The organism is Roseomonas sp. KE2513 (genome assembly GCF_016107305.1).
Classification (GTDB): Bacteria; Pseudomonadota; Alphaproteobacteria; order Acetobacterales; family Acetobacteraceae; genus Roseomonas.
This window is the reverse complement of sequence record NZ_RCVR01000003.1, coordinates 233,192-257,470: the sequence shown is the minus strand read 5'-3', so window position 1 is coordinate 257,470 and position 24,279 is coordinate 233,192. Positions and strand designations below refer to the sequence as shown.

Below are 24,279 nucleotides of genomic sequence, written 5' to 3'. Positions count from 1 at the left end.
CGAGGAACCCGATGCCCCTGCACCGCGCCGACCTGCCCCCCGAGACGCTGCGGCTGCTTCGCCAGGGCGCCGCCATCCCCGCCCATCCCCTCGCGCTGGACGCAGGGCGCCGCTTCGACGCGCGCCGCCAGCGGGCCCTCACGCGCTACTACCTCGACGCCGGCGCGGGCGGCCTCGCGGTCGGCGTGCACACCACGCAGTTCGAGATCCGCGAGGCTGGCCTCTACCGCCCCGTGCTAGAGGCCGCGATGGGAAGCGCCCGCGCCTGGACGGACCGCCCCCTGGTCATGGTGGCGGGCCTCGCCGGCCCCACGGCCCAGGCGGTGGAGGAGGCGCGCACCGCGGTCGCCACCGGCTACCACGCGGGCCTGCTGAGCCTCGCCGCCATGAAGGGGGCCGCGCCCGAGGCGGTGCTCGATCACTGCCGCCGCATCGCGGAGGAAATCCCGCTCGTCGGCTTCTACCTCCAGCCCGCCGTCGGCGGCGTGTCGCTGGACGCCGATTTCTGGCGCGCCTTCTGCACAATCGACAACGTCGTCGCGGTGAAGGTCGCGCCCTTCAACCGCTACCGCACGCTCGACGTGGTGCGCGGCCTGGTGGAGGCCGGCGCGGAGGACCGCGTGACCCTCTACACCGGCAACGACGACCACATCGTGCTCGACCTCGTCACGCCCTTCACCGTGAAGCGCGACGGCGTGCCGGTGACGGTGCGCTTCAGGGGCGGGCTGCTCGGCCACTGGTCGGTCTGGACGCGCGGCGCCGTGCAACTGCTGGAGCGGCTGAAGGCGGCCGTCGCGGCCGGTCCCCTCCCGCCCGAGATCCTGACGCTCGATTCCGCCGTCACGGACTGCAACGCGGCCTTCTTCGACGTCACCAACAACTTCCACGGCTGCATCGCCGGCTGCCACGAGATCCTCCGCCGCCAGGGACTGCTGGAGGGCACCTGGTGCCTCAACCCCGCAGAGGGGCTGAGCCCCGGCCAGGCGGAGGCGATCGACCGCGTCTGCCGCCTCTATCCCGAGTTCTCCGACGACGCCTTCGTCGCGGAGAACCTGGAGCGCTGGCTGTCGTGACCGAGCCGCTGATCCGCCTCGAGAACGTCCGCAAGACCTACCGCACGGGCGGCCAGGATTTCGTCGCCGTCTCCGACGTGACCATGGCGGTGGAGGAGGGCGACCTCGTCTCGCTCGTCGGCCCTTCGGGCTGCGGCAAGACGACGGTGCTGAAGATCCTCGCCGGCCTGCACGAGGCCGATGGCGGCCTCGTGCGGATCGGCAACGCCGCCTCGGGCTTCGTGCCGGGGCGGGACGTGGGCATGGTCTTCCAGCAGGCGCTGCTGCTGAAGTGGCGCACCATCCTCGAGAACGTCACCCTGCCCGCCGAGATCCTCGGCCTTCCCAGGCGCGAGGCGCGGGACCGCGCGCACCACCTCCTCGCCATGGTCGGACTGCGCGGCTTCGAGGGAAAGTATCCCTACCAACTCTCGGGCGGCATGCAGCAGCGGGCGGCCATCGCGCGCGCCCTGGTCCACGACCCCAAGCTCATCCTGATGGACGAGCCCTTCGGCGCGCTCGACGCCCTGACGCGCGAGCGCATGAACCTCGAGATGCTGCGCATCTGGCGGGAGAGCGGGAAGACGATCCTCTTCGTCACCCATTCCATCCAGGAGGCCGTCTTCCTCGGCGCGCGCTGCGCCGTGCTGACCGCGGGCCCGGCGCGCATGGCCGACTACTTCAGCATCGACCTCCCGGCCGAGCGCGGCCTGGAGATCAAGACCACCGAGGGCTTCGGCGCCTATGTGAAGCGCATCTACGGCCTTCTCGGGATGGGCTGAGCGCGGCGGCCCCGCGCCCTCGTCATTTGGCGGGATCGCCCCGCCCGACTAGAACCGCGCCTCCCACACAAGGAACAGCGCGCATGATCGAGGAACGAGAGCAGGGCACGGGCGCCGAGGCCGTGGCCGGCAAGAAGGTCACGGTCCACTACACCGGCTGGCTCTTCGATGCGTCGGCCGCCGACAAGAAGGGCCGCAAGTTCGACAGCTCGCGCGACCGCGGCGACCCCTTCTCCTTCCTCCTCGGCGCGGGCCAAGTGATCCGCGGCTGGGACGAGGGCGTGGCCGGCATGAAGGTCGGCGGCAAGCGCACCCTGACCATCCCGCCGGAGATGGGCTACGGCGCCCGCGGCGCCGGCGGCGTGATCCCGCCCAACGCCACCCTCGTCTTCGACGTGGAGCTGCTCGGCGTCGGCTGAGCCAGCCATCGCTGGGCGCGGCCCGCTTAGGCCGTGCCCAGCATCCAGCCGCCGAGGGTCGCGAAGGTGGCCCTGGCGCCGCGCAGCACGGCGGGCGCGTCCGCCTCGGCCTCCAGCCGTTGCAGGAAGGACATCCACATGGCCCCCGTGCCGTCGCCATAGCCCGCGAAGTAGCGGCAGCTCCCGGGCGGCAGGCCAAGCCCGTCCAGCCGCTTGAGGATCACGCGCCCGCCGAGCGTCGATCCCTCCATCACGTAGAGCGAGCCCATCGCCTCCGCCCGGCCATGGATCGGCGGCGGCGGGCAGGCGGGCAGCCCCTCCGGCTCGGTCCCCAGCGCCCGCAGGTCGTCCCGCAGCAGGTGCAGCCGGCGGCGGGGCGCCAGCAGCGCCTCGTCCCCCAGCTCCGCCGCCACGCGCGGCTCCCAGCCGGCCCAGAAGCCGTGGAAGCGCTCCAGCACGCGGCGGTAGCCCTCCACGGTCATGCCCGGCGCGGTCAGGTCCAGCCCGGTGTCCAGCCGCTCGTGCTCCGCCCGCGTTCCGTCGCGCAGCAGCTCGCGCAGCGACCCTCCCGTAGCCCCAGCCCTCACAGCATCGTCCTGATCTTGGCGGCGAGGACGTCCATGGCGAAGGGCTTCGTCATCACCTGCATCCCCGGCGCCAGCAGCCCGTTCCCGACCGCCGCGTTCTCGGCATAGCCGGTGATGAACAGCACCTTCATGCCCGGCCGCCGCTCGCGCATCGCGTCGGCCAGCTGCCGCCCGTTCATGCCGCCGGGCAGGCCCACATCGGTCACCATCAGGTCGATCTGCGGCATGGTGTCCAGCGCGCGCATCGCCTGCGCGCCGTCCTTCGCCTCCACCACGCCGTAGCCGAGGTCCCGCAGCACCTCGCAGACGAGCATCCGCACCACCGCCTCGTCGTCCACCACGAGCACCGTGCCGCCCTGCACCGGCGTCGCGGCGGGAGGGGCCTCCCGCGCCTCGGGGTCGGCCGCCGCCTCCTGCGTGCAGCGCGGCAGGTAGAGGCGCACCGTCGTGCCCTCCCCAGCCTCGCTATAGATGCGGACATAGCCGTTCGACTGCTGGGCGAAGCCATAGACCATGGAAAGCCCGAGCCCCGTCCCCTGGCCGAGCGGCTTGGTCGTGAAGAACGGCTCGAAGGCGCGCGCCACCACCGCCGGCGGCATGCCCGCGCCTGTATCGGTCACGGAGATGGCGACGTACTGGCCCGGCGCCACGTCGTGGTGACGCCGCGCATAGGCGTCGTCGAGCCGCGCGTTCACCGCCTCGATCGTCAGCCGGCCGCCATGGGGCATGGCGTCGCGCGCGTTGATCGCGAGGTTGAGCAGCGCGTTCTCGAGCTGGTTCGCGTCGCAGAGCGTGGTCCAGAGCCCGCCCGCCATCACCGTCTCGACATGGATCTCGGGGCCCACGGTGCGGCGGATCAGCTCCTCCATCGAGGCGACCAGCCGGTTCACGTCGGTGGGCCGCGGGTCGAGCGTCTGCCGGCGGGAGAAGGCGAGCAGCCGGTGCGTCAGCGCCGCCGCGCGGTTGGCCGAGCCCAGCGCCGCGCCGAGATAGCGGTCCAGCTCCCCCACCCGCCCCTGCGCCACGCGCGCGCGCAGCATCTCGAGGCTGCCGACGATCCCGGCGAGAAGGTTGTTGAAGTCGTGCGCGATCCCGCCCGTAAGCTGGCCCACCGCCTCCATCTTCTGGCTCTGCCGCAGCCGATCGTTCAGCTCGGCGATGCGCGTCAGGCTGCGGATGACCACCTCGGTGATCGCGTGGCGCAGCGTCGCCGCGATCTCCAGTTCCCAGCGCGCCCAGGGCCGGGCATAGCCGTGCCGCTCCTCCACCCAGCGCTCGAAGGACTGGCGTGGCATGACGGAATCGCCGTCGCTGACCATCGCCTTGTGCGGGTTGCCGCCCCAGCTGACGAGGGAGGGTTCCTCGGCCCGGAACCAGAGGATCAGGTCCTCCCGGTCCGCGCCGAGGAAAACGGCGAGAACCCCGCTCGCCACCGCCTCATGCGGCGCCCATTCAGGATAGGCGGCGGCCAGGTGGTCAGTGTGGAAGATCTCCTCGGCGTCCTGCCTCCGCAGCCAGGCGGCCAGGCGCCGCACGTCGTCGGCCGGCGGCGCGGCGCCGAGCAGCTCCACCCCCGCCCCGCGCACCACGGCCGCGCCCGTGCAGCCGAAAAGGGAAGCGATCGTGACCGAGCCGGCGGTGAGGGCGGAGCTGACGTCCTCGGCCTCCGCCATATGCGCGATCAGCTCGGACAGGCGGGCGGCGTCGGCGCGCCGCGCGTCCTCCGCGCCCACCCCTTCGGCGCTGCCGACCCGCAGGGCGAAGGCGTCCGTCAGCGCCGCGGCCGCCGCCCGCCGGCCCGGCGAGGGCCGGTGCGGGCGCCGGTGGTGGCAGACCATGAGCCCCCAGAGCTGCCCCTCATGCAGGATCGAGAGGGACATGGAGCCGTCCACGCCCATGTTGCGATGGTACTGCAGGTGCACCGGCGAGAGGCTGCGCAGCCGGGAGAAGGAGAGGTCGATCGGCCGCGCCGGCATCTCCTCCGCCTCCCAGGAGGCGTCGCGGTGCAGCGGCACCGGGGAGGCATCGCGCGAGGGAACCCAGCGGATGAGGCTGCGGCGATAGAGCTCCCGCGCCTGGGCCGGGATGTCGGAGGCGGGGAAATGCAGCCCGTCCAGCGACTGCTCCCAATCCGCCACCTTGTCCTCGACGAGGGCCTGGCCGTGCCAGTCATGGTCGAAGCGGTAGATGAGAACGCGCTCGTAGCCGGTGAGCTGGCGGATGCCCTCCGCCGCCACGCGGGCGAGGTCCCGCATGCTGTCCCCGGCGGCGCGGAGGCGGGCGATGGCCCGCTGCAGGGCGCGGGCGGCGGCCAGCGCCTCCTCCTCGTCCTGCGGCGCCACCGGCTCCAGCTCGATCAGCACCATGCCGTCCTGGGTGTGGCAGGCCGCCTCGAAGGCGCCGCCCGGCAGGTCCAGGCCGGTTTCCCAGGGCGTCTCCCCCGGCAGTTCACCGTCGCCGGCGAGCCCGGCGAGCGTCTCCGCGAAACCCGCCCCGAGAACCCGCTCCACCGAGAGGCCGAGAAGCGTGTTCGAGGCCGTATCCCCCGAGAGGCTCCCCGCGTTCTCGCTCGCCGCCACGATCCGCAGGCCCTGCGACGGGTCGGCTACCAGCAGAACGCCGTGGGGCTGGATCGCGCCGGGGATGTGGATGGGTTCCTGGGCGCAGTAGGAGTCGGCGCGGTCAGTGGACGAGACGGGCCGCGCAGCGACTTCGCGCGACCGGGAATGGCGGGAGAGAACACTCATTCTGGTGGAACGCGCCAACCTCACCCCTGGACGGCAGGCCGCGGCGCACGATGCCCGGCGCGGCCTGCAGAAAGGAACGGCTGTCCCGCCCGATCAGCCCCCAGCATCGCCCGTTCCCGACAGCAAGCCCTCATTCCCCTATGTTGGTGATGCGTCCGGACCTGCCCAACCCGGCGCGGCCGCCTGCCCTGACACAACCCCGTGCCCCGGGCACCGATCGGACCCAACAACCTCGATAGCCGGTGCGTGGTCGGGATGCAGGGCGCCGGACGCATGCCTCGGCCCCATGCTACCGGCACCGCCACGCTTCCGCCATGCCATGGGTGCAGATTGAGAATGTGAACTCGTTTCATCCGTCGGACGAGCGGCCCGCCCTTCGGCGCGCCCTCTTCCTCCTCCTCTGCCTCGTCGTCGCCCTGCCCCTGGCCGGGCTGCTCTGGCGCGTGCTGTCGCCGGGCGGCTGGACAGGGTGGGAGGTGGCAGTCGCCGCTCTCTATCTTGGCACCCTGCCCTGGACGGCGATCTGCGTAGCCAATGCGCTGATTGGCCTGCTCATCCTGCTGGCGAAACCCGACCCGCCCGCCTTCGTGGTGCCGCAGGTCGCCCTGCCCCCCGGGCCGCCGCTCCGCACGGCCATCGCCGTCTGCATTCGCAACGAGGCGATGGAGGCCGTGCTCCCCCCACTCGCCCGCCTGCTGGGCGGGCTGGAAGCGGCGGGGGAGGCGGGCCGCTTCACCCTCTGGTTCCTCTCCGACACGCGCGACCCCCTCCACGCCGCGGCGGAGGACGCTGCCATTGCCGGTTTCGCCGCCGCCCGCCCGCCGGGCGGCATCCCCGTCCGCCACCGCCGCCGGGCGGACAACACCGGCTTCAAGGCCGGCAACGTCATGGACTTCCTCGACCACCACGCGGAGGACCACGAGCTCGCGCTCATGCTGGATGCGGATTCGGAGATGTCGGCCCCCGCGGTGCTGCGCCTCGTCCACGCCATGCGGGCGGACCCGCGCCTCGCCCTCCTCCAGCAGCTCATCGTCGGCCGCCCGGCGCCCCGTGCCTTCCCGCGGCTCTTCCAGTTTGGGATGCGCGCGGGGATGCGCGCCTGGGCCACCGGGCAGGGCTGGTGGCAGCTCGACGACGGGCCCTACTGGGGCCACAACGCGATCCTTCGCATCGCTCCCTTCCGCGAGCACGCGAGGCTCGGCCTGCTGCCCGACGGCAGCGCCATCCTCTCGCATGACCAGGTGGAAGCGGTGCGGCTGCACGCCACCGGCTGGCGCGTGCGCTGCCTTCCCTCGGAGGACGGCAGCCTGGAGGGCAATCCGCCCGCCCTCCCCGAATTCCTCGCCCGCGACGTGCGCTGGGGCGCGGGGAACATGCAGTACCGCCACCTCATCCTCCGCCCGGGGCTGCGGGCCATGGGGCGCTGGCAGCTTGCCCAAGCGATGCTCCTTTTCCTCTGCGCACCGCTCTGGTGGGGGATGCTGCTGGCCGGGATCGGCAACGCGCTGATCGGGGGTGGCGCAACGACGCCGATGGGGCCTCTCGCCGCCCTGGTCCTCGCGACCTGGCTGGGCAACGCCGCCCCGAAGCTCCTCGGCTTCGCGGAACTGCTTGCCCGGCCGGACCGCGCCGCCCCCTATGGCGGCCGCGCCGCCGTGCTGCGCGGCGCGGCGGCGGAGATCCTCTTCTCCCTCCTCACCGAGCCGGTGAGCCTCATCAACAAAAGCCTCGCCCTCGGCCGCCTCGCCCTCGGCGCGCGCGACGGATGGGCGCCGCAGAACCGGGCGGAGCGCGGCGTCGCCTGGGCCGACGCGGCCCGGCTGCTGCTGCCCCATACCCTGCTCGGCCTCGCCGCCGCGGCGGCACTGGCGACGGTCTCCGCCACCGCGCTGCTGCTCGCCGCGCCCTTCCTGGCGGGGCCGATCCTCGCTATCCCGCTCTGCGTCGCCACCGCCTCGCCCGGTCTCTCCGCCTGGCTGGTGCGCCACCGGATCGCGGCCACGCCCGAGGAACTGGCGGCCGCGCCCGCCGCGGGACGGACGGAAGCCATGGCGCCGGCGGCGCGGCCCGTCCAGGATGCGGCCAGCCATGGCTGACCTCTCCGCCCGCCCGATGGATCCCCGCCGCGTCCCCGAGGGGCCCGCCCCGTGAAGGACCTCTCCGCCTTCGACCTGAACCTTCTCCGCGTCTTCGACGCCGTCGCGCGGGAACGCCACGTCACCCGCGCGGCGGCGCGGCTGAACCTCTCCCAGCCCGCCGTCTCCAACGCGCTGAACCGGCTGCGCGCGGCGCTGGGCGACGAGCTCTTCCTGCGCGCGCCGCAGGGCGTGGTGCCTACCAGCCTCGCCCTCTCCCTCATGCACCCGGTGGAGGAGATGCTCGACCGGCTGCAGGAAACCCTCGCGGCCACCGCGCCCTTCGACCCCGCGACGAGCGACCGGGTCTTCACCATCGCCCTCTCGGAATATGCCGAGGCCGTGCTCGCCCCGCCCCTCTTCGCGCGCCTCGCGGTTGAAGCGCCGGGCATCCTCGTCGCCATCCGCCACGCCGACCGCACCAACGCCCACGACCTGCTGGAAGGGGGCGAGGCGCAGCTCGCCATCGCCATGCTGGGGGAGCCGACCGCGCTCTACACGCGCCTCCGCCTGCTGCCCGAGGCCTTCATGGTCCTCACCCGCCCCGGCCACCCGCTGCTGGACGGTCCGCTGACGGTCGAGCGCTACGTCGCCTTCCCCCACCTTCTCCACTCGCCCAACGGCTCCCGCGACGGGGCCATGGACCGCGTTCTGCAGGAAGCCGGCCACGCCCGCCGGCTCGGCGCCGTGGTGGCGCATCTCTCGGCCGTGCCCGAGATCCTGCTCGGCACGGACATGATCATGACCCTCTCCTCCCGGCTGGCCCGCCAACTGGCGGCGGTGCACGGGCTGGCGCTGCGCCCCGTGCCCGTCGAGACGAAGCACATGCGGCTCTCTATGATTTTCCACCGCCGCTTCGAGGCGGACCAGGGCCACGCCTGGCTCCGCCGCCTGCTGCTGGCCCTGGCGCGCGAGGTGGTGGCCTACTGCCCGGCCGAGGGGCGCAAGGAGGAACCGGCGACGGCCTGATTGGGTTGGCGGCCGCGACTCCGGGGAGAGAAGAAGGAATTCTTCTCCCCGGTCTCCCTCTCCATCATCTTCCTTTTAGGTTTGACGATGTTCTGCCGCTGGTGCGCCTCAAGGCACGGACCCGAGGCGACGGCACGTTCAGGAAGGCTCCGCGATAGCCGGACACAGGTCCAGGGTTGGATCTATAGGTCCAACCAAGCTCCTGGCGGCCACAAGCGTTACTCCCAAATGGGCCGCGGCCGCTCGATGGCCAGGTCCAGGTCACGGCTTCCCGGACCCAGTGCCGGTTCAAGCCGGTCCAGCACGGCCTCGAACTCGGCGCGGAGAGCGGATTTGCGCTCGGGCGACAGCCAACTGGCCTCGACGCCCGCGAGGCTGAGGCGGCGGGCCTCGGCAGGCCCCCAATCGCTCGCGGCGAAGATGGTGCGCCAGGAATGGCCAATGGTGGTGGCGAACATCGTGGGGTCGTCGGTGCCGAGGACGATGTTCAGCCCGGCCTCGAACATGCGGCGGATGCGGTGCTGGCGAGGGACGCGGTTCGGCAGGATCGAGGACCAGCAGGCCATGGTGAAGGGCACCCCCTCGCGGGCCATGCGGGCGGTGATCTCGGGGTCGGCCAGCATGTTGTAGCCGTGGTCGAGGCGGTCGCAGCCGAGGGCGTCGCGGCAGTGGGTGATGTGGGCGGGTGGCCCCTCGAAAAGGGTCTGGTTGTCCTCGCAGACATGGGCGGTGCGGCGCAGCCCCATGCGGGCGGCGCGGCGCCAGGCCTCCACCCAGACCAGCGGCGGGCCGGCGCGCTCGGCGCCGTCGAGGCCGATGCCGACGACGCGGGGGTGGGGGTGGGCCGCGACCCAGTCGAGCATCTGCAGGGATTCGCTGGGCAGGCAGGTGCTGCGGTCGATGCAGGCGATCATGAGGGAGGAGACGCCGAAGTCGCGCTCCGCCCGCTCGAGCCCGGCGGCGAGGCCGTTCGCGATGAGCGGGTAGGTGGCGCCGTTGGGCGTGTAGTAGTGCGGGTTGAAGAAGATCTCGACGTGGCGGGCGTTGCCGTGGCGGTGCATGTCCTCGATGCACTCGTAGGCGACGCGCTCGAAGTCCTCGCGGTGGCGCACGGCCAGGGCGCCGAGGCGGAGGACTTCGAGGAAGCCGTAGAAGTCCTCCCACTGGTAGAGGGTCTCGGCGGGGCGCGGCAGGCGGACGCCGTTGGCGGCCGCGATCTCGGCCAGCGTCGTCGCGCGCATGGCGCCGGCGATGTGGCAATGCAGCTCGACCTTGGGGACGAGGTCGAGCCAGTCCGAGAAGTTCAGCATCAGCGGCCGCGCCGGATGTTCCAGAGGAACATGGCGGGGCCGGTGGGCACCTCCGTCAGCTCCGCGCGCCAGGCGGAGGCGGCGGTGAACTGGCCGAGCGGCATGTAGAAGCCCCTCTCGGCGGCGCGGCGATGGATGCTCTCGGCCAGGCTCTTGCGCTCAGCCTCGGTCGAGGCGGCGGCGAAGGCGGCGCGGCCAGCCTGCACTTCCTCGTCTTTCGGCCAGCCGGCGAAGCCGTTCGGCGCGCCCGCGGCCTCCATGTAGGAGTTCTGCAGGGGCGTCTGCATGTCCGGCACGGTGGCGGTGGTGTGGAAGACGTTCCAGCCCTCCGGCCGGGCGCGGCGGCCGAAGAAGGTGTTCAGGTCCATGCTCTGAAGGTCCACCGTGAAGCCGAGCTTCGTGAGGAGGTCCTGGGTGACGAGCCCGAGGGCTGCGATACCCGGCGCGTCCGCGGGGTGGATGATGACCACGGGGCGGGAGAGGTCGGTGCCGGCCTCGCGCAGCATCCGGCGGGCGCCCTCGAGGTCCGCCTTCAGGGGCATGCCCGCGGTGGTCTCGTAGGGAGTGCCGCAGCCGAGCATGGAGCGGCATTCGCTCATGTATTCGGGGCGTCCGGCGACGCCCGGCAGATAGTCCATCTGGTCCACCGCCGTCATCACGGCCCGGCGCACCCGCACGTCGTCGAAGGGCGCGAGGAGGTGGTTGAAGCGCATCACCCCCTGGTAGCCGAAGGAGGAGACGACCTGGACGCGGACGGCGCGGTTGCGCTCCAAGATCGGCAGGACATCGGCGGGCAGGCGCTCGAGATAGTCCACCTCTCCGGTGGAGAGGGCGCTGACCTGGGAGGAGACGTCGGGCATGGCGATCAGCTCCACCCGCTCGAAGGTGGCGCGCTTGCCGCCGGAGGCCCAGACGGAGGGCTCGGGGCGGGGGCGATAGGCCTCGTTCCGCACCAGCACGATGCGGTCGCCGGGGCGGTACTCGGCGGCAACGAACTTGTAGGGGCCGGAGCCGATGGGTTCCGTCACCGGGCGGTTGGCGGGGGTCTCGGCCAGGCGCTTCGGCATGATCATCGGCACCATGGCACCGGGCTTGGCCAGGGCCTGGAGGACGAGGCCGAAGGGCTGCTTCAGGCGCAGGCGGAGCGTGCGCTCATCCGGGGCATCCAGCGTTTCCGTCGCGCGCAGCATGACGCTGCCGAGGGCATCGCGCTGGCCCCAGCGGCGGAGGCTGGCGGCGCAGTCCTCGGCCGTCACGGGGGTGCCGTCGTGGAAGGCGAGGCCGTCCCGCAGGAAGAAGCGCCACTCCATCCCGTCCGCGCTCGTCTCCCAGCGCTCGGCCATTTGGGGGGTGGGTTCCCAGCGGTCGTTCACCGAGAGGAGCGTGTCGTAGACGAGGTAGCCGAAGTCTCGCGTCGTGAAGCTGGTGGTGAAATGCGGGTCGAAGATCGTGGTCAGCGTCTCCGGCACGACGCGCAGGGTGGCGGCGCGCGAGGCCCCGGCCTGGGATTGTGCGCGGGCAAGGCCGGGAAGAAGGGCGGGGGCGGCCAGGAGGGGGGCGGCGAGCAGGGAGCGGCGGTGCATGAGGGTCTCGAAAGGTCCGTTTCGATGGGGTGCAGGCAAGTCCCGCACCAGGGCGGGCCATTACGCGGCGGCGCGGGGCGCACTAGATTGGGGGGATGGTTGCCCTCACCTCTCCCGACTTCAAGCGCCGCGCAGCCCGTGCCCTGGGGGATGCGCGCCTCCAGACCGCCCTCAAGCGCGGAGGTTCCGGCTTCCACTCGAAACGGTCCCAGGCGATCGCGGCCCTGCCGGAATTCGAGCGGCTGCGCGACATCGGGCGCGACATCAAGAACCACACCCTGGCCAACCTCGACCACTATCTCGAGGTCTTCGAGCGCAACGTGATCGCCAATGGCGGCCAGGTGCACTGGTGCGCCGACGCGGCCGAGGCGCGGGAGACGGTGCTGCGGATCTGCCAGGCCGAGGGTGCGCGCACGGTCACCAAGGGCAAGTCCATGATCTCCGAGGAGATCGGGGTGAACGAGCACCTCTCGGCGCACGGGATCACGCCGGTGGAGACGGATCTCGGGGAATACATCCTGCAGCTCGTGGACGAGCCGCCGTCCCACATCATCGCGCCCGCCTTCCACCTCAACCGCGACGACTGGGAGACGCGCTTCCGCGCGGCGCACACGGACCTGCCGAAGGACCGCGTGTTCCACGACCGGCGCGACATCATGGCGGAGGCGCGGGGCAAGCTGCGCGAGCGCTTCCTGGCCGCCGATGTCGGCATCACCGGCGCGAACTTCCTCATCGCCGAGACGGGTTCCTCCGTCATCGTCACGAACGAGGGCAACGGCGACCTGACGCAGACGCTGCCGCGCGTGCACATCGCGCTGGCCAGCATCGAGAAGGTGGTGCCGACGCTGGAGGACTGCACCTCGCTGCTGCGGCTGCTCGCCCGCTCGGCCACGGGGCAGGATTTCTCCGTCTACACGACCTTCTCCACGGGGGTGCGGCGCCCGAGAGACCTGGACGGGCCCGAGGCCTACCATGTCGTGCTGATCGACAACGGCCGCTCCAACATGGTCGGCACCGACTTCCACGAGATGCTCCGCTGCATCCGCTGCGCGGCCTGCATGAATCACTGCCCGGTCTATGGCGTCACCGGCGGGCACGCCTATGGCTGGGTCTATCCGGGGCCGATGGGGAGCGTGCTGACGCCGTCCCTCGTGGGGGTTGAGAAGTCGGGCCACCTGCCGAACGCCTCCACCTTCTGTGGGCGCTGCGAGAGCGTCTGCCCCGTGAAGATCCCCCTGCCGAAGATGATGCGCCACTGGCGGGAGCGCGAGTTCGAGCGGCACCTGACGCCCTCCACCATCCGCACCGGTCTCGGCCTCTGGGGCTGGTTCGCGCGCCGGCCTGCCTGGTACCGGGCGGCCTCGCGAATCGGCATGGGCGCATTGGCGCTATTGGGCCGCGGCCGCGGGCGCTTCCGCAGCCTGCCGCTGGCGGGCGGCTGGACGGAAGGCCGCGACCTGCCGGCGCCGGAGCCGGGCGGGACCTTCATGGCGCGCTACGCCGCCTCGCAGCGGGGCAGGGGACGGGGCTGATGGCCTATGTCGTGGGAACCTGGCGCGGGACGGCCTCCCGCTGGGCCGCCAACCCGGACAAGGTGGCCGCCACCCTCGACACCGGGGAGGGGCTGCACCGGAGCGCGGCGGTCCTGATGGCCGATGGCACGCGCTACGAGGCGAACGAGCCGAAGGAGGCGATCCTGGAGCAGATCCATATCAGCGACTACCGGCCGATCCGCTTCCTCAGCCCCGGCGGGGAGGCGATGACGATCTTCCGGGGCCATATCGTGGGCGTCGGGGCCGGGGGGGACGAGGACGTCTGCCTCATCCGGCTGACGGGCGGCGAGGTCCAGGTGCGCTGCCCTTTCGACGACCTGACCAGCACTATCCTGCGCTAGGGGAAGATCTTGTCGAAGGACGCCATCCTGAACGCCATCCGTCGCGGTCTGCGGCGCGGACCGCTGCCGGCGGACCAGCGGGCCATGCTCGACGGGCGGCTGGCGACGCATCCGCGGCACCTCATCCCCCAACGTTCCCGCGTGTCGCGGCCCGAGCAGATCGCGCTCTTCGTGCGGAACGTGGAGAAGGAGTTCGGCACGGTGGAGCGGGTGCCGGACGCAGAATCGGTGCCGGCGGCCGTGGCCGACTACCTCGCCGCGCAGAACCTGGCGCCGCGCTTCGCCATGGCGCCGCACCCCGAGCTGACCGCCCTGCCCTGGAGCAGCCGGCCGATGCTGGAATTCGAGGCGCGGCCGGCGCGGGCGGACGACGCCGCTTCCGTGCAGCACGCCTGGGCCGGCGTGGCGGAGACGGGAACGCTGCTCTTCCCCTCCGATCCCTCCCGCCCCACCACGCTGAACCTGCTGCCGGAGACCGAGATAGCGGTGATCCGCGCCTCCGCCATCGTCGGCGCCTATGAGGAGGCCTGGGACCGGCTGCGGGCGGAGCGTGGGGGAGCGGAACCCTCGGGTGGGTTCATGCCGCGCAATATCATGTTCGTCACCGGCCCTTCGCGCTCGGCCGATATCGAGCAGACGCTGGAACTCGGCGCCCATGGTCCGCGCCGGCTGCACGTGGTGCTGGTGGAGGATGAGCCCGCCGCCCACAACCCCCTTTCCGAGGGCGACCCGCGGCCGGAGGCGGCGCGCGAGCCCGTGGCGCGCCCGGGGCAGATCGCCAACCCGGCGGACTGATGGCCCGCAGGCCCCGCACCGTCTCGGCATCGGAGCGGGCGCTCTGGCACGCCTACCTCTCCCTGAACGCGGTGGAGGCGCTGCCGGGCCGCGACGCCCCGCCCGCCCCGCCCCCGGCCGCACCGGAACCGGTGCCCGCGGCCAGCCCCCCGCCCGCCCCGGCACCGGCGCGGCCGGCCAGGCCCGCGACGGTGCCGCTCATCGCCGTCGGGCATCCCGGGGCAGGGCTGGACGAGAAGCGCTGGCGGGACCTGCGGCGCGGGAAGACGCGGCCCGAACGCACGCTCGACCTGCACGGTCGGCGCGCGGAGGAGGCCCATAGCGCCACCCTTTCCTTCCTGCGGGCGGCCCACGCGGACGGGCTGCGCTGCGTGGCGATCGTCACAGGCAAGGGCGCCGGAGAGGGCGGCGTGCTCCGGCGGGAACTGCCCCACTGGCTGAACCTGCCCTCGCTCCGGCCGCTCATTCTGGGGGCGGCGCACCCGCACCGGGCGAATACGGGGGCGGTGCACCTGCTGCTGCGGCGGCGGCGGTAACCACGGCGGGGGGCGGCGTCGGCGGCTGACGCGGGTGGCCCCAGGGAGAGGAAGAAGGAATTCTTCCTCTCCCCGGACCCCTCACCATCATCTTTTTCTATCTGCTTGAACGGCTTCGCGGCATGCAGGGCACGATGAAGAAGAACCGGCTCTCGATTCCCGCTTCCTCGACAGCCAGATAGGGATCAGTCCTTGGCGAGGTCCGAGGCGCTGCCTTGGACGCTCGGAACGGGCAGCGCCCTACTTCCCCAGGTGCTGCGCCAGAAGCCGCGCCAGACTGGTCTTGTTCACCGGCTTCTCGCAGCGGGGCGCGCCGGCATAGGCGCGGGGGAGCGCCGAGGTGTCGTAGCCGGTGGCGAAGACGAAGGGCACCCCGCGGGCGGCCAGGGCCTCGGCCACGGGAAAGACGCGCTCGTTCCGCAGGTTGACGTCGAGCACGGCGGCGTCGAGGTGGCTGTCCTCGTTCCGCACAAGCAGGAGGGCGTCCGCCACGGAGCCCGCCGGGCCCACCACCTCCGCGCCGAGTTCCTCCAGGGCGCGGGCCATGTCCATGGCGATCACGTACTCGTCCTCCACCACCAGGAGGCGGCGGCCGTGCAGTCGGTCCGCGTGCGGCGCGAGGGCTGGCTCAGCCATGATCCGTCCCCGCTCCTGCTGGCCTGACCGGCACCGCGATGGTGCAGCGGACGCCGTCATGCCCGAAGTCGAGGCTTGTCTTCGCCCTCAATTGATAGGGTAGCGCGTAGCGGATGAGTTCTGTGCCATATCCCTGCCGGCGCGGCGCGCCATCCTCCGGCATGGGTACGCCCCTCTCCCGCCACTCGAGAACGACCTGCCCGGTGCCGTTCCCGCCTCCCGTTTCCCATGTGACGGAGAGGCGGGCGTCGGGCCGGGAGAGGGCGCCGTGCTTCACGGCGTTGGTGGCCAGTTCGTGCACGGCCAGGCCCATGGCCTGGGCGGAAAGGGCGGGCAGGGAGACCGGCGGCCCCCCGACGGTGATCCGGCCGCTGTTAACGGTGCCGTCGCCATGAGCGGTCAGCTCCATCTCCAGAAGGCTGTGGAGGTCGATATCCTGGTGGTCGCTGCGGGCGAGGAGGCTCTGCACGCGGCTGAGGGCGTGCAGCCTTCCCTCGAACTCGCCCCCGAAGTCCTCCAGGGATCTGCTCTTGCGCATGGTCTGGCTGGCGATGGCCTGGACGACGGCGAGCAGGTTGCGGGTGCGGTGCTGAAGCTCGGCCAGCAGCACGGCCTGGCGGTCCTTCAGCCCGCGCAGGTCGTGGATGTCGGTCATGGTGCCGACCCAGTCGCCGCTGCCGGCGGCGCCGTCGCTAGGGGAGATGCCGCCGGAGCCGCCGGGCGTCGCAACGGGGCGGGCGCGGGTCCGGTGCCAGCGGTACTCGCCATCGGCCGCGCGGCGGACGCGGTGCTCGACGTCGTACTCGCCCCGCGCCTCCGCGCCCTCCCAGGCCTCGCGGGTGGCGGGCAGGTCCTCGGGGTGGATCGCCTGCATCCAGCCGAAGCCGACGCTCTCCTCGGGGGTCATGCCGGCAAAGTCCGTCCATTGCGGGCTGCCCCAGCTGCGGCTGCCGCTGGGCAGGGTGCGGAAGACGAGCTGGGGGATGCTGGCGGCGAGGAGGTGGAAGCGCCCCTCTCTCTTGCGCAGATCCTCGCTGGCGCGATGCGCCTCGCTGCGGTCGCGCACGATCCTGACAAAGCCGTCCCTTGGGTTGCGGCGCGGGACGAGGGAGCCCGAGGCCCAGAAGCGGGAGCCGTCCTTGCGGCGGTGCCAGCGCTCGTCCGCGGCGCGGCCCTCGCGCAGCGCCACCTCCCGCTCGCGGCTTGGGTAGCCCGCCGCCTGGTCCTCCTCGGTGAAGATCATGTCGGCGCTTTGGCCGAGGATTTCTTCGGCCCCGTATCCGAAGACGCGCTCCGCGCCGATGTTCCAGCTTCTCGCGATACCGCCGGGGTCGATGCCGTAGACGGCGAGGTCGGTCGAGTTCTCGATCAGGCACTCGAACAACTCGCTCTGCGAGGCGCTCCCGGGCCCGGCCGGGAGGGAAAGTTCTCTGCTCACCGGACCTCCTTGCAGGACCGCACCGCGCGTGAATTGCGTAGCGAGGTCGTTCCACCCGGGCAAGTTGCATCGGGTCGAGGACTCAGCGCGTCAAGGTGCCGAGAGTTCGGACCGGCTTCGTGACGAGCACGTGAAATGGCGCGGCAGTAGCGGGGGATCGCGATGGTACCGGGGGCCGGGCATGAGGCGCGGTGCTGGCCGGATCGGGAAGCCGCCCCTATCTTGGGGGCGATCCTTCCGGCATTCCCTGGGCCGCCTCTCCGGCGCTCCCACCCGGGCCGCCCCTCTTCGAGACATCAGGTTCCCCGATGCGCGATCCGAACTTCACCGGCTACACCCCCAACCGCGTCGCGGGCGTCACCGCGGAGGAGGTGATCGAGGTTCATTCCCGCCACGTTCCCTGCGATGGCGGCGGCGTCTCCGGCCATCCGCGGATCTGGTTGCGGATCGAAGGGGACGAGATCACCTGCCCCTACTGCTCCCGCACCTACCACCTGGCGCCGGGCGCGGGGGATGACGGTCATCACTGACGCACCGGAGATGGAGCGCGGCAGCGCGGACGAGACGGCCGACAAGGCGCCCGTGGCCGACCCGATCGTGGCGGAGGTCGATCCCAACCGCCACCTGATCCTGGTGGACGGCTCGGGCTACATCTTCCGCGCCTTCCACGCGCTGCCGCCGATGACCAACCCGGCGGGGGTGCCGGTGAACGCTGTCTTCGGCTTCACGCAGATGCTGGCGAACTTCCTCTCCAAGCACGCGGGCAGCCACATCGCGGTGGTCTTCGACGCCTCGCGCTCGACCTTCCGCAACGAGCTCTACCCCGAGTACAAGGCGCAGCGCCCGGAGGCGCCGCCGGAACTCGCCCCGCAGTTCGGCCTCATCCGCGAGGCGACGGATGCGTTTTGCGTTGCCCGCGTGGAGCTGGACGGCTTCGAGGCGGACGACCTCATCGCGACCTATGCGACCGCCTTCGCCAAGGAGGGCGGGCAGGTCACCATCGTCTCCTCCGACAAGGACATGATGCAGCTGGTGGGCGGCGGCATCCGCATGCTGGACCCCATCAAGCAGAAGCCGATCCACGCCGCCGAGGTCGTGGAGAAGTTCGGCGTGATGCCGGAGAAGGTGGTGGAGGTGCAGGCGCTGGCGGGCGACTCCACCGACAACATCCCGGGCGTGCCGGGCATCGGCATCAAGACCGCGGCGCAGCTCATCGAGCAGTACGGGGACGTGGAGACGCTTCTCTCCCGCCTTTCTGAGATCAAGCAGCCCAAGCGGCGCCAGGCGCTGGAGGAGAACGCGGAGAAGGCGCGCATCTCCCGCAAGCTGGTGGAGCTGGACCGCAACGCCCCGCTGCCGCTGCCAATGGAAGGGCTGGCGACCCAGGCGCCGGAGCCGGGGAAGCTCATCGCCTTCCTCAAGCAGCACGGCTTCCGCAGCGTGCAGCACCGCCTCGGCCTGGACGCGAACGGGGAGGTGCCGGTCTCGCGCCCCGCCGGGCCCGCGCCGGCGCCGGTCGCGCTCACCCTGCCGGCCGAGGGCGCGCCCTTCGGCCCCTACGAGACGATCACCACCATCGACGCGCTGCACGCCTTCGCGGCGGCCGCGCGCGAGGCGGGGGTGATGGCGCTCGACACCGAGACGACGAGCCTCGACGCGCTGAACGCCTCCCTCGTCGGCGTCTGCATGGCGGTGGCACCGGGGCGCGCGGCCTACCTGCCGCTGCGGCACGAGGGGACGGACATGCTCTCCCCCGCGCCGGAGCAGCTGCCCTTCGACGCCGCGATGGAGGTGCTGCGGCCGCTCTTCGCCGACCCCTCCGTGCTGAAGGTGCTGCACAACGCGAAATACGACCTCGAGGTGCTGAACCGGGAGCCGAACGGGGGCCTGGAGGTGTCGCCGGTCGACGACACGATGATGATCTCCTACAGCCTCGACGCCGGGCGGCACGGGCACGGGATGGACGAGCTCTCGCGCCGCCACCTCTCGCACCAGCCCATCACCTATGACGAGGTGACGGGCACCGGGCGCGGGCGGAAGCCCTTCTCTCAGGTGCCGCTGGACGAGGCCACGCGCTACGCCGCCGAGGACGCGGACGTGACGCTCAGGCTGTGGCACGCGCTGAAGCCCAAGCTGCGCGAGGAGAAGGCCCTCGTCCTCTACGAGGATGTCGAGCGGCGGATGATCACCGTGCTGCGCGACATGGAGATGGCCGGCGTGAAGGTGGACGGCCCCGCCCTGAAGCAGGCTGGCGCCGAGTTCACCGAGCGTATGGCGGCGCTGGAGGCGGAGATCCACGAGATCGCGGGCCGCCCCTTCGCGGTGGGCTCGCCCAAGCAGCTCGGCGACATCCTTTTCGGCGAGATGGGCCTCTCGGGCGGCAAGAAGGGCAAGTCCGGCGCCTATTCCACCGATGCCGCAACGCTGGAGGAACTGGCGGCCACCACCGGCCATCCGCTGCCGCGCAAGGTGCTCGACTGGCGGCAGCTCTCAAAGCTGAACTCCACCTATGTCGAGGGCCTGCAGGCGCAGATCGCGGCCGACGGGCGCGTGCACACTGATTTCTCGATGGCGATCACCAGCACGGGGCGGCTCTCCTCCACCGAGCCGAACCTGCAGAACATTCCCATCCGCTCGCAGGAGGGCGCGCGCATCCGCCGCGCCTTTGTGGCCGAGCCCGGGCACCTGCTGCTGGCCGCGGACTACTCGCAGATCGAGCTGCGGCTGCTCGCCCATGTGGCGGAGGTGCCGTCCCTGCGGGAGGCCTTCGCGACAGGGCAGGACATCCATTCCCGCACGGCCTCCGACATCTACCGCATCCCGCCGGACAAGGTGGACCGCGAGGCCCGGCGGCGCGCGAAGACGATCAACTTCGGCATCATCTACGGCATGTCCGCCTTTGGCTTGGCCGGACGCCTGGGCATCGGCGCCGGCGAGGCGCGCGGGATCATCGACGCCTATTTCGCGCAGTACCCGGGCATCCGCGATGCCATGGAGCGCTTCAAGGAGGACGCCCGCACCAACGGCTACGTGCTGACGCCCTTCGGCCGGAAGCTCTGGATTCCCGAGATCGGCGCGCGCGACCAGGGCCGCCGCGGCAATGCCGAGCGCGCCGCCATCAACGCGCCCTTCCAGGGCGGAGCCGCCGAAATCATCAAGCGTGCCATGGTCCGCCTGCCCTCCGCCCTGCGCGAGGCGAAGCTCCGCGCGCGCATGCTGCTGCAGGTGCATGACGAACTGCTCTTCGAGGTGCCCGAGGACGAAGTCGAGGCCACCAAGCCCGTGGTGCAGGCGGTGATGGAGGGGGTCGCGACCCTCCGCGTGCCGCTGGCGGTGGAGATCGGGACGGGGCACTCATGGGCGGAGGCCCATTAGGGGGGCGCGTTCCTGACCGGTTGCCGATGGCGACTCCGGGGAGAGGAAGAAGGAATTCTTCCTCTCCCCGGCCCCCTCATCATCCTCTTTTTCTTCGAGTTTGAGTCCCCTCGCGGCCGGTGCGCCTCGGGTCCACGACCCGAGGCGACGACACGTTCACGAAGCCTCCGCGACAGCCAGATGGGGATCCAAGGGCCTCAGGCGCCACGCTCAGCCAGGCCGGCGCTGACGCCCGGCGGTGGGAGCTGCCGGCTGCACCGCCACGGGTTCGAGGACGACGGTCGGGCTGGTGCAGACGTCGTGACCGGTGGCGACGGCCTCCTTACCGTCGGCCAGGCGCACCCGCAGGTCCAGCTGGCAGGGGGCGCCGGCCCTCCGGCGGAAGGTTTTCTCCGCACCGCTGGAGACGGGCTGGCGCAGCCGGTTGCGCCCACGGGGGTGGGCGGCGCCGGTCGCGGTGGAGACGAGGCTGACAGCGTCCTGGCCGGTGCGGTTCACCAGACGCCAGCTGCTGGCGGGGGATTGGGCCAGAGCTGGCGCGGCGATGGAAGCGAGGAGGAGGGCGAGGGGCAGGCGACGCATCACAGGAGTGTGAGCGCGTTCCCAAGGGTTTGGGAAGAGGATTCCGGACGATTCCAGAGGCGCCCTTCGATCTTTCCTACTGCTCGCAGCGGATGAAGACGGTGGAGCGGCCCGCGATCTCCCCCACATCGGCCGTGTTGCGGTCGGGGCCGTTGCTGGTTGCCGCCGCGGGCGTCACGCCGGCCGCGCGCAGGAAGGCGGCCGCGCGCTCTCCCTTCACCGCGAAGTTGATGTTCTGGGCGATATCACCGGTGCGGCCCGCGACGGCCTGGGCATTCAGCTTGGACACCACAACGCCGACGATGTTGCCCTGCATGTCAAGCAGCGGCCCGCCGGAATTACCGGGCTGCACGGGGGCGCTGATCTGGATCTGGTCGGGATTGTCACGCAGGCCGGCGAGGCCGTTGATCTCGCCCCGCGTCAACTTGGCATCCGAAGAGAGGAGGCCGCTGAGCGGGTAGCCATAGGCGACGACACCCTCGCCCCGCCGCAAGGGCGGGCCCTGGCGGAAGGAGAGCACGGGGCCGGTGAGGCCGGGCACGGCGAGCAGCGCGAGGTCGAGCGTGGCGTCGGTGCGGGCGGGGGGCACGGCCGCGTGGTTGCGCCCGTCCGGCCCGCGGACGAGCACGCGGGAGCAGTTGTCCACGACGTGGCGGTTGGTCATCACCCGCTCCCCCGCAACGAGGAAGCCGGTGCCGGTGGAGCCGCGCACGCCGGGACGCGGCAGGGCCTCGGGCGGGGTGGGCACGGGACCGGGGCGCGCGGCGGTAGCCGCGGCGGTCACGGCGCTGGCGTCGAGCGCGATCTCCCGCTGGGCGCAGATGTCCTGGTTACGCGAGACCGCCTCCCGCCCGTCCGCGAGGACTAGGCGCAGGTCAAAGCGGCAGCCAGCCTGTGCGTTGGGGCGCAGGCGATAGGCACCGTCCGAGGCGAGCGGGCGTTGCAGCAGGTTGCCCCCCCAGTCCGGCCGGCCGCTGCGCACGGCGTTCAGCGTCGTAGCCTCCTGCCCCGTTCGGTTGAGTACCCGAAAGCCCTCCTCGACCGCCGAGGCGGTAGGGGGTGCGGCGGGCGCCTGGGCCAGCGCGGGCGCCGCGAGGGCGAGGAGGATCAGGGCAGCGGGAAGGGGCTTCATCGTCACGCCGATGTGTGGAAGGCGCGGCCCCGCGTCAATCCGGGTCCTGGCCGCGTGAAGCGGGTCCTGCGGTGTCACCAAGCCGTCGCTTGCCAGCCCAGCCAGCAATCTGTACCACGCTAAATAACTGATTTCTCTCAGCAATTACTGAATAGGTCATTACATGAAGACCTCTTCATGTATCGATCTGCGACGGAGAGGCCCATGCGACCGACCAACGACACGCCCGGATGATTCAGAAGCTCACAGTGCCCCGGGGGCCCCTCGTCCTCGCCCTTCTCGCCCTCCTCGCGCTGGTCCGGCCGGCTGCGGCGCAGCAAGGCGGCAATCCCGGGGGCGGTGACCCCGGCTCGCCCGCGCTTTTTCCCGAAACGGCCGCCCGCCTCGCGCGGCTGGAGGAGTTGGGCTGGTTCATCCACGGCCAGGCCACCTTCGTGCTGCAGGGCCATCCCGGTTTCCGCTCCCCTTACCGGGCGGAGGGAAGCATGAGGCCGGCGGCGCAGGCGGCGAACACGCTCTCCACCGACCTCGTCGTCGGGCGGCGGCTCTGGGCGGGGGCGGAGGCGGTGGTGGACCTCTCCGTCACCCGCGGCTACGGGTTGTCGAACTCGACGGGGCTCGCGGCCTATCCGAACAACGAGGCCTTCCGCCTCGGCTCCACCGAGCCGACCTTCTTCGTGCCGCGCGCCTTCTTCCGCCAGACGATCGGGCTTTCCGGCGATACGGTGGAGCCCGAGGAGGACCCGCTGCGCTTCACCGCGCCGCTGCCGCGCGAGCGGGTGACGATCACCATCGGCAAGTTCTCGACCTGGGACATCTTCGACCGCAACGCCTACGCCCATGACGCGCGCACGCAGTTCCTCAACTGGGCGCTGGTGGGCGCGGGGGCGGTGGACTACGCGGCCGACGCGCGCGGCTGGACGATCGGTGCCGCGGCGGAGTGGGAGAACGGCACCTGGGCGCTCCGCGCCGGCGCCTTCCAGGTGGCGCGGCGGGTGAACGGCCTGTTCCTCGACCCCGCGCCGACGCGCGCCTTCCAGCTGCTGGGCGAGGTGGACCGCTTCACGCGCTTCGGCGGGCGGCCCGGGGCGGTGCGGCTGATCCTCGGCCTCTCCCGCACGCGGCAATCCACCTGGGGGGAGATCGACCCGCAGGATCCGGCCTCCTTCGAGCGGAACCCGAGCGGCTACCGCGCCAAGCGCATGGCCGCGCTCACCTTCGAGCAGGAGATCGCCGACGAACTCGGCGCCTTCGCGCGCCTGTCCTGGAACGACGGGCGCACGCAGAACTGGATGTTCACCGAGATGGACCGCGCCATCTCCGCCGGCCTCTCGATGAAGGGCGGTCGCTGGGGACGCGGGGAGGACACGATCGGGCTGGGCGGGAATGTCGGCTGGGCCTCCGAGGGCCGCCGCCGCTTCCTGGCGGCCGGCGGCATCGGCTTCATCACCGGCGACGGGGCGCTGCGCGGCGGCCCGGAATACGTGGCGGAGGCCTTCTACGACGCGGCGGTGGCGCCGGGGATCAACCTGGCGCTGGATGTCCAGCACGCGGTGAACCCCGCCTATAACCGCGACCGCGGGCCGATCACCTTCGTGGCGCTTCGGGCGCGCGCGGCTTTCTGAAGGCCGACGCGGGCGACTCCGGGAAGGAGAAGGACTTCTCCCTCCCGGGCCCTCCCTCATCTTATTTCTGTTTTATGTGCGGGGTGAGCGGCCGGTGCGCCGAGGGCACGGCCCCTCGGCGGAGGCCTTTGGCGGCTCTTGCAGGGGGCGGGGCAGGATCGCGCCGTTGCTCGGGAAGCACCCTCACGCGGGATCGTGATATCGCACCGCAAGTCACGGATATCCCCGGTGACGCGCGCCGCACCGCGCCCTAGAAGGGCGCGCCCCACCCTGCCGGGGCCTTCTGCATAGGACGAACCGGTGATCAACAAGATCCTCAAGGCCTCGCTGCTGCCCACCCTGGCCCTGCTCGCCGCCTGCGCCACCCAGCCCGCGCCCACCCCCGCCGTGGCCCCGCCGCCGGAAGAGGCCTTCCGCGGCGTTTGCACGCAGCGCTTCCCGAACGCCACGCCCTTCGCGGTGACGAAGTGCATGTACGAGGAGCTGGACAAGTCCCGCGGCGTGACGCCGGCCAGCAGCACCCCGGCGCCGGCGGCCGAGCCTGCGCGCAGCACCGCGCCGGCCCGTAGCACGGCACCCGCGCGCAGCAGCACCCCGGCGGCCCGCCGCGCGCGCTGATCCCGGGTAAGCCTTGGTCCTGGGCTGGTAACGCCAGGAGAGGAGGAAGGGATTCTTCCTCTCC

General features: G+C 71.8%; 21 protein-coding genes. 13 read left to right on the top strand and 8 right to left on the bottom strand.

The features are described from left to right. The first annotated feature begins 11 nt into the window (after window positions 1–11). The 3 genes from D9599_RS04900 to D9599_RS04890 all read left to right on the top strand — a co-directional run bounded on the left by D9599_RS04900 (window position 12) and on the right by D9599_RS04890 (window position 2,253). On the top strand, window positions 12–1,073 hold the full coding sequence (locus D9599_RS04900) for a dihydrodipicolinate synthase family protein (RefSeq protein ID WP_198380093.1): 1,062 nt from the start codon (window positions 12–14) through the stop codon (window positions 1,071–1,073). Then, a complete protein-coding gene (locus D9599_RS04895) occupies window positions 1,070–1,834 on the top strand; it encodes an ABC transporter ATP-binding protein (protein ID WP_309228538.1) in 765 nt (254 codons plus the stop codon). The genes D9599_RS04900 and D9599_RS04895 overlap by 4 nt, the downstream gene beginning before the upstream one ends. A gap of 83 nt (window positions 1,835–1,917) precedes the next feature. Then, complete coding sequence (locus D9599_RS04890; protein WP_198380092.1) at window positions 1,918–2,253, top strand: FKBP-type peptidyl-prolyl cis-trans isomerase; 336 nt, start codon at window positions 1,918–1,920, stop codon at window positions 2,251–2,253. A gap of 26 nt (window positions 2,254–2,279) precedes the next feature. Here the strand turns inward: D9599_RS04890 and D9599_RS04885 are convergent, their stop codons facing one another. Continuing rightward, entirely contained in the window at window positions 2,280–2,840 is a 561-nt protein-coding gene (locus D9599_RS04885; protein WP_198380091.1) for a biliverdin-producing heme oxygenase, read from the bottom strand. Then, window positions 2,837–5,587 carry a response regulator gene (locus D9599_RS04880; RefSeq protein ID WP_198380090.1) on the bottom strand — a complete coding sequence of 917 codons (2,751 nt, stop codon included), beginning with the start codon at window positions 5,585–5,587 and terminating at the stop codon, window positions 2,837–2,839. Before D9599_RS04880 ends, D9599_RS04885 begins: the two co-directional genes overlap by 4 nt. A gap of 314 nt (window positions 5,588–5,901) precedes the next feature. On the opposite strand from D9599_RS04880, the gene mdoH reads away from it, so the two are divergent. Both mdoH and D9599_RS04870 read left to right on the top strand, forming a co-directional pair. Then, entirely contained in the window at window positions 5,902–7,683 is a 1,782-nt protein-coding gene (gene mdoH / locus D9599_RS04875) for a glucans biosynthesis glucosyltransferase MdoH (RefSeq protein WP_198380089.1), read from the top strand. Between the two features lie 51 nt (window positions 7,684–7,734). Beyond that, window positions 7,735–8,691: a LysR family transcriptional regulator gene (locus D9599_RS04870; RefSeq protein WP_198380088.1), complete on the top strand. Its 957-nt coding sequence runs from the start codon at window positions 7,735–7,737 to the stop codon at window positions 8,689–8,691. Window positions 8,692–8,909: 218 nt separating this feature from the next. Here the strand turns inward: D9599_RS04870 and add are convergent, their stop codons facing one another. Then, the gene (gene add, locus D9599_RS04865; RefSeq protein WP_198380087.1) at window positions 8,910–10,001 is read right to left on the bottom strand and encodes an adenosine deaminase; all 1,092 of its coding nucleotides are present in this window, start codon (window positions 9,999–10,001) and stop codon (window positions 8,910–8,912) included. Beyond that, window positions 10,001–11,584 (bottom strand): ABC transporter substrate-binding protein, encoded by a 1,584-nt coding sequence (locus D9599_RS04860; protein WP_198380086.1) that lies wholly within the window; start codon window positions 11,582–11,584, stop codon window positions 10,001–10,003. The genes add and D9599_RS04860 overlap by 1 nt, the downstream gene beginning before the upstream one ends. 95 nt (window positions 11,585–11,679) lie before the next feature. Here D9599_RS04860 and D9599_RS04855 point away from each other — a divergent pair, with 95 nt between their 5' ends. The 4 genes from D9599_RS04855 to D9599_RS04840 are packed head-to-tail and all read left to right on the top strand — an operon-like array spanning window position 11,680 to window position 14,809. Further along, a complete protein-coding gene (locus D9599_RS04855; protein ID WP_198380085.1) occupies window positions 11,680–13,116 on the top strand; it encodes a lactate utilization protein B in 1,437 nt (478 codons plus the stop codon). Next, complete coding sequence (locus D9599_RS04850; protein ID WP_198380084.1) at window positions 13,116–13,478, top strand: hypothetical protein; 363 nt, start codon at window positions 13,116–13,118, stop codon at window positions 13,476–13,478. Before D9599_RS04855 ends, D9599_RS04850 begins: the two co-directional genes overlap by 1 nt. Window positions 13,479–13,487: 9 nt before the next feature. After that, a complete protein-coding gene (locus tag D9599_RS04845) occupies window positions 13,488–14,273 on the top strand; it encodes a lactate utilization protein (RefSeq protein ID WP_232480135.1) in 786 nt (261 codons plus the stop codon). Then, the gene (locus tag D9599_RS04840) at window positions 14,273–14,809 is read left to right on the top strand and encodes a Smr/MutS family protein (protein WP_198380083.1); all 537 of its coding nucleotides are present in this window, start codon (window positions 14,273–14,275) and stop codon (window positions 14,807–14,809) included. Before D9599_RS04845 ends, D9599_RS04840 begins: the two co-directional genes overlap by 1 nt. A 240-nt stretch (window positions 14,810–15,049) precedes the next feature. On the opposite strand, the gene D9599_RS04835 is transcribed toward D9599_RS04840, so the two are convergent. Both D9599_RS04835 and D9599_RS04830 read right to left on the bottom strand, forming a co-directional pair. Further along, window positions 15,050–15,445 carry a response regulator gene (locus tag D9599_RS04835; RefSeq protein WP_198380082.1) on the bottom strand — a complete coding sequence of 132 codons (396 nt, stop codon included), beginning with the start codon at window positions 15,443–15,445 and terminating at the stop codon, window positions 15,050–15,052. Continuing rightward, complete coding sequence (locus tag D9599_RS04830; protein WP_198380081.1) at window positions 15,438–16,883, bottom strand: sensor histidine kinase; 1,446 nt, start codon at window positions 16,881–16,883, stop codon at window positions 15,438–15,440. Before D9599_RS04830 ends, D9599_RS04835 begins: the two co-directional genes overlap by 8 nt. A 308-nt stretch (window positions 16,884–17,191) precedes the next feature. Between D9599_RS04830 and D9599_RS04825 the strand changes: the two genes are divergently transcribed. Together D9599_RS04825 and polA are read left to right on the top strand one after the other, a co-directional pair. Continuing rightward, complete coding sequence (locus D9599_RS04825; RefSeq protein WP_198380080.1) at window positions 17,192–17,413, top strand: zinc-finger domain-containing protein; 222 nt, start codon at window positions 17,192–17,194, stop codon at window positions 17,411–17,413. After that, window positions 17,397–20,258, top strand: a complete 2,862-nt coding sequence (polA, locus tag D9599_RS04820; protein WP_232480134.1) for a DNA polymerase I — start codon at window positions 17,397–17,399, stop codon at window positions 20,256–20,258. The genes D9599_RS04825 and polA overlap by 17 nt, the downstream gene beginning before the upstream one ends. 210 nt (window positions 20,259–20,468) lie before the next feature. Here polA and D9599_RS04815 read toward each other — a convergent pair whose 3' ends face one another. Together D9599_RS04815 and D9599_RS04810 are read right to left on the bottom strand one after the other, a co-directional pair. Beyond that, window positions 20,469–20,840: a hypothetical protein gene (locus D9599_RS04815; RefSeq protein ID WP_198380079.1), complete on the bottom strand. Its 372-nt coding sequence runs from the start codon at window positions 20,838–20,840 to the stop codon at window positions 20,469–20,471. Between the two features lie 76 nt (window positions 20,841–20,916). Beyond that, window positions 20,917–21,972 (bottom strand): trypsin-like peptidase domain-containing protein, encoded by a 1,056-nt coding sequence (locus tag D9599_RS04810; RefSeq protein WP_198380078.1) that lies wholly within the window; start codon window positions 21,970–21,972, stop codon window positions 20,917–20,919. 248 nt (window positions 21,973–22,220) lie between these two features. Here D9599_RS04810 and D9599_RS04805 point away from each other — a divergent pair, with 248 nt between their 5' ends. Both D9599_RS04805 and D9599_RS04800 read left to right on the top strand, forming a co-directional pair. After that, window positions 22,221–23,597, top strand: coding sequence for a carbohydrate porin (locus tag D9599_RS04805; RefSeq protein WP_198380077.1), 1,377 nt, complete (start codon window positions 22,221–22,223; stop codon window positions 23,595–23,597). 300 nt (window positions 23,598–23,897) lie between these two features. Next, entirely contained in the window at window positions 23,898–24,215 is a 318-nt protein-coding gene (locus D9599_RS04800) for a hypothetical protein (protein WP_198380076.1), read from the top strand. The last annotated feature ends 64 nt before the right edge of the window (window positions 24,216–24,279 follow it).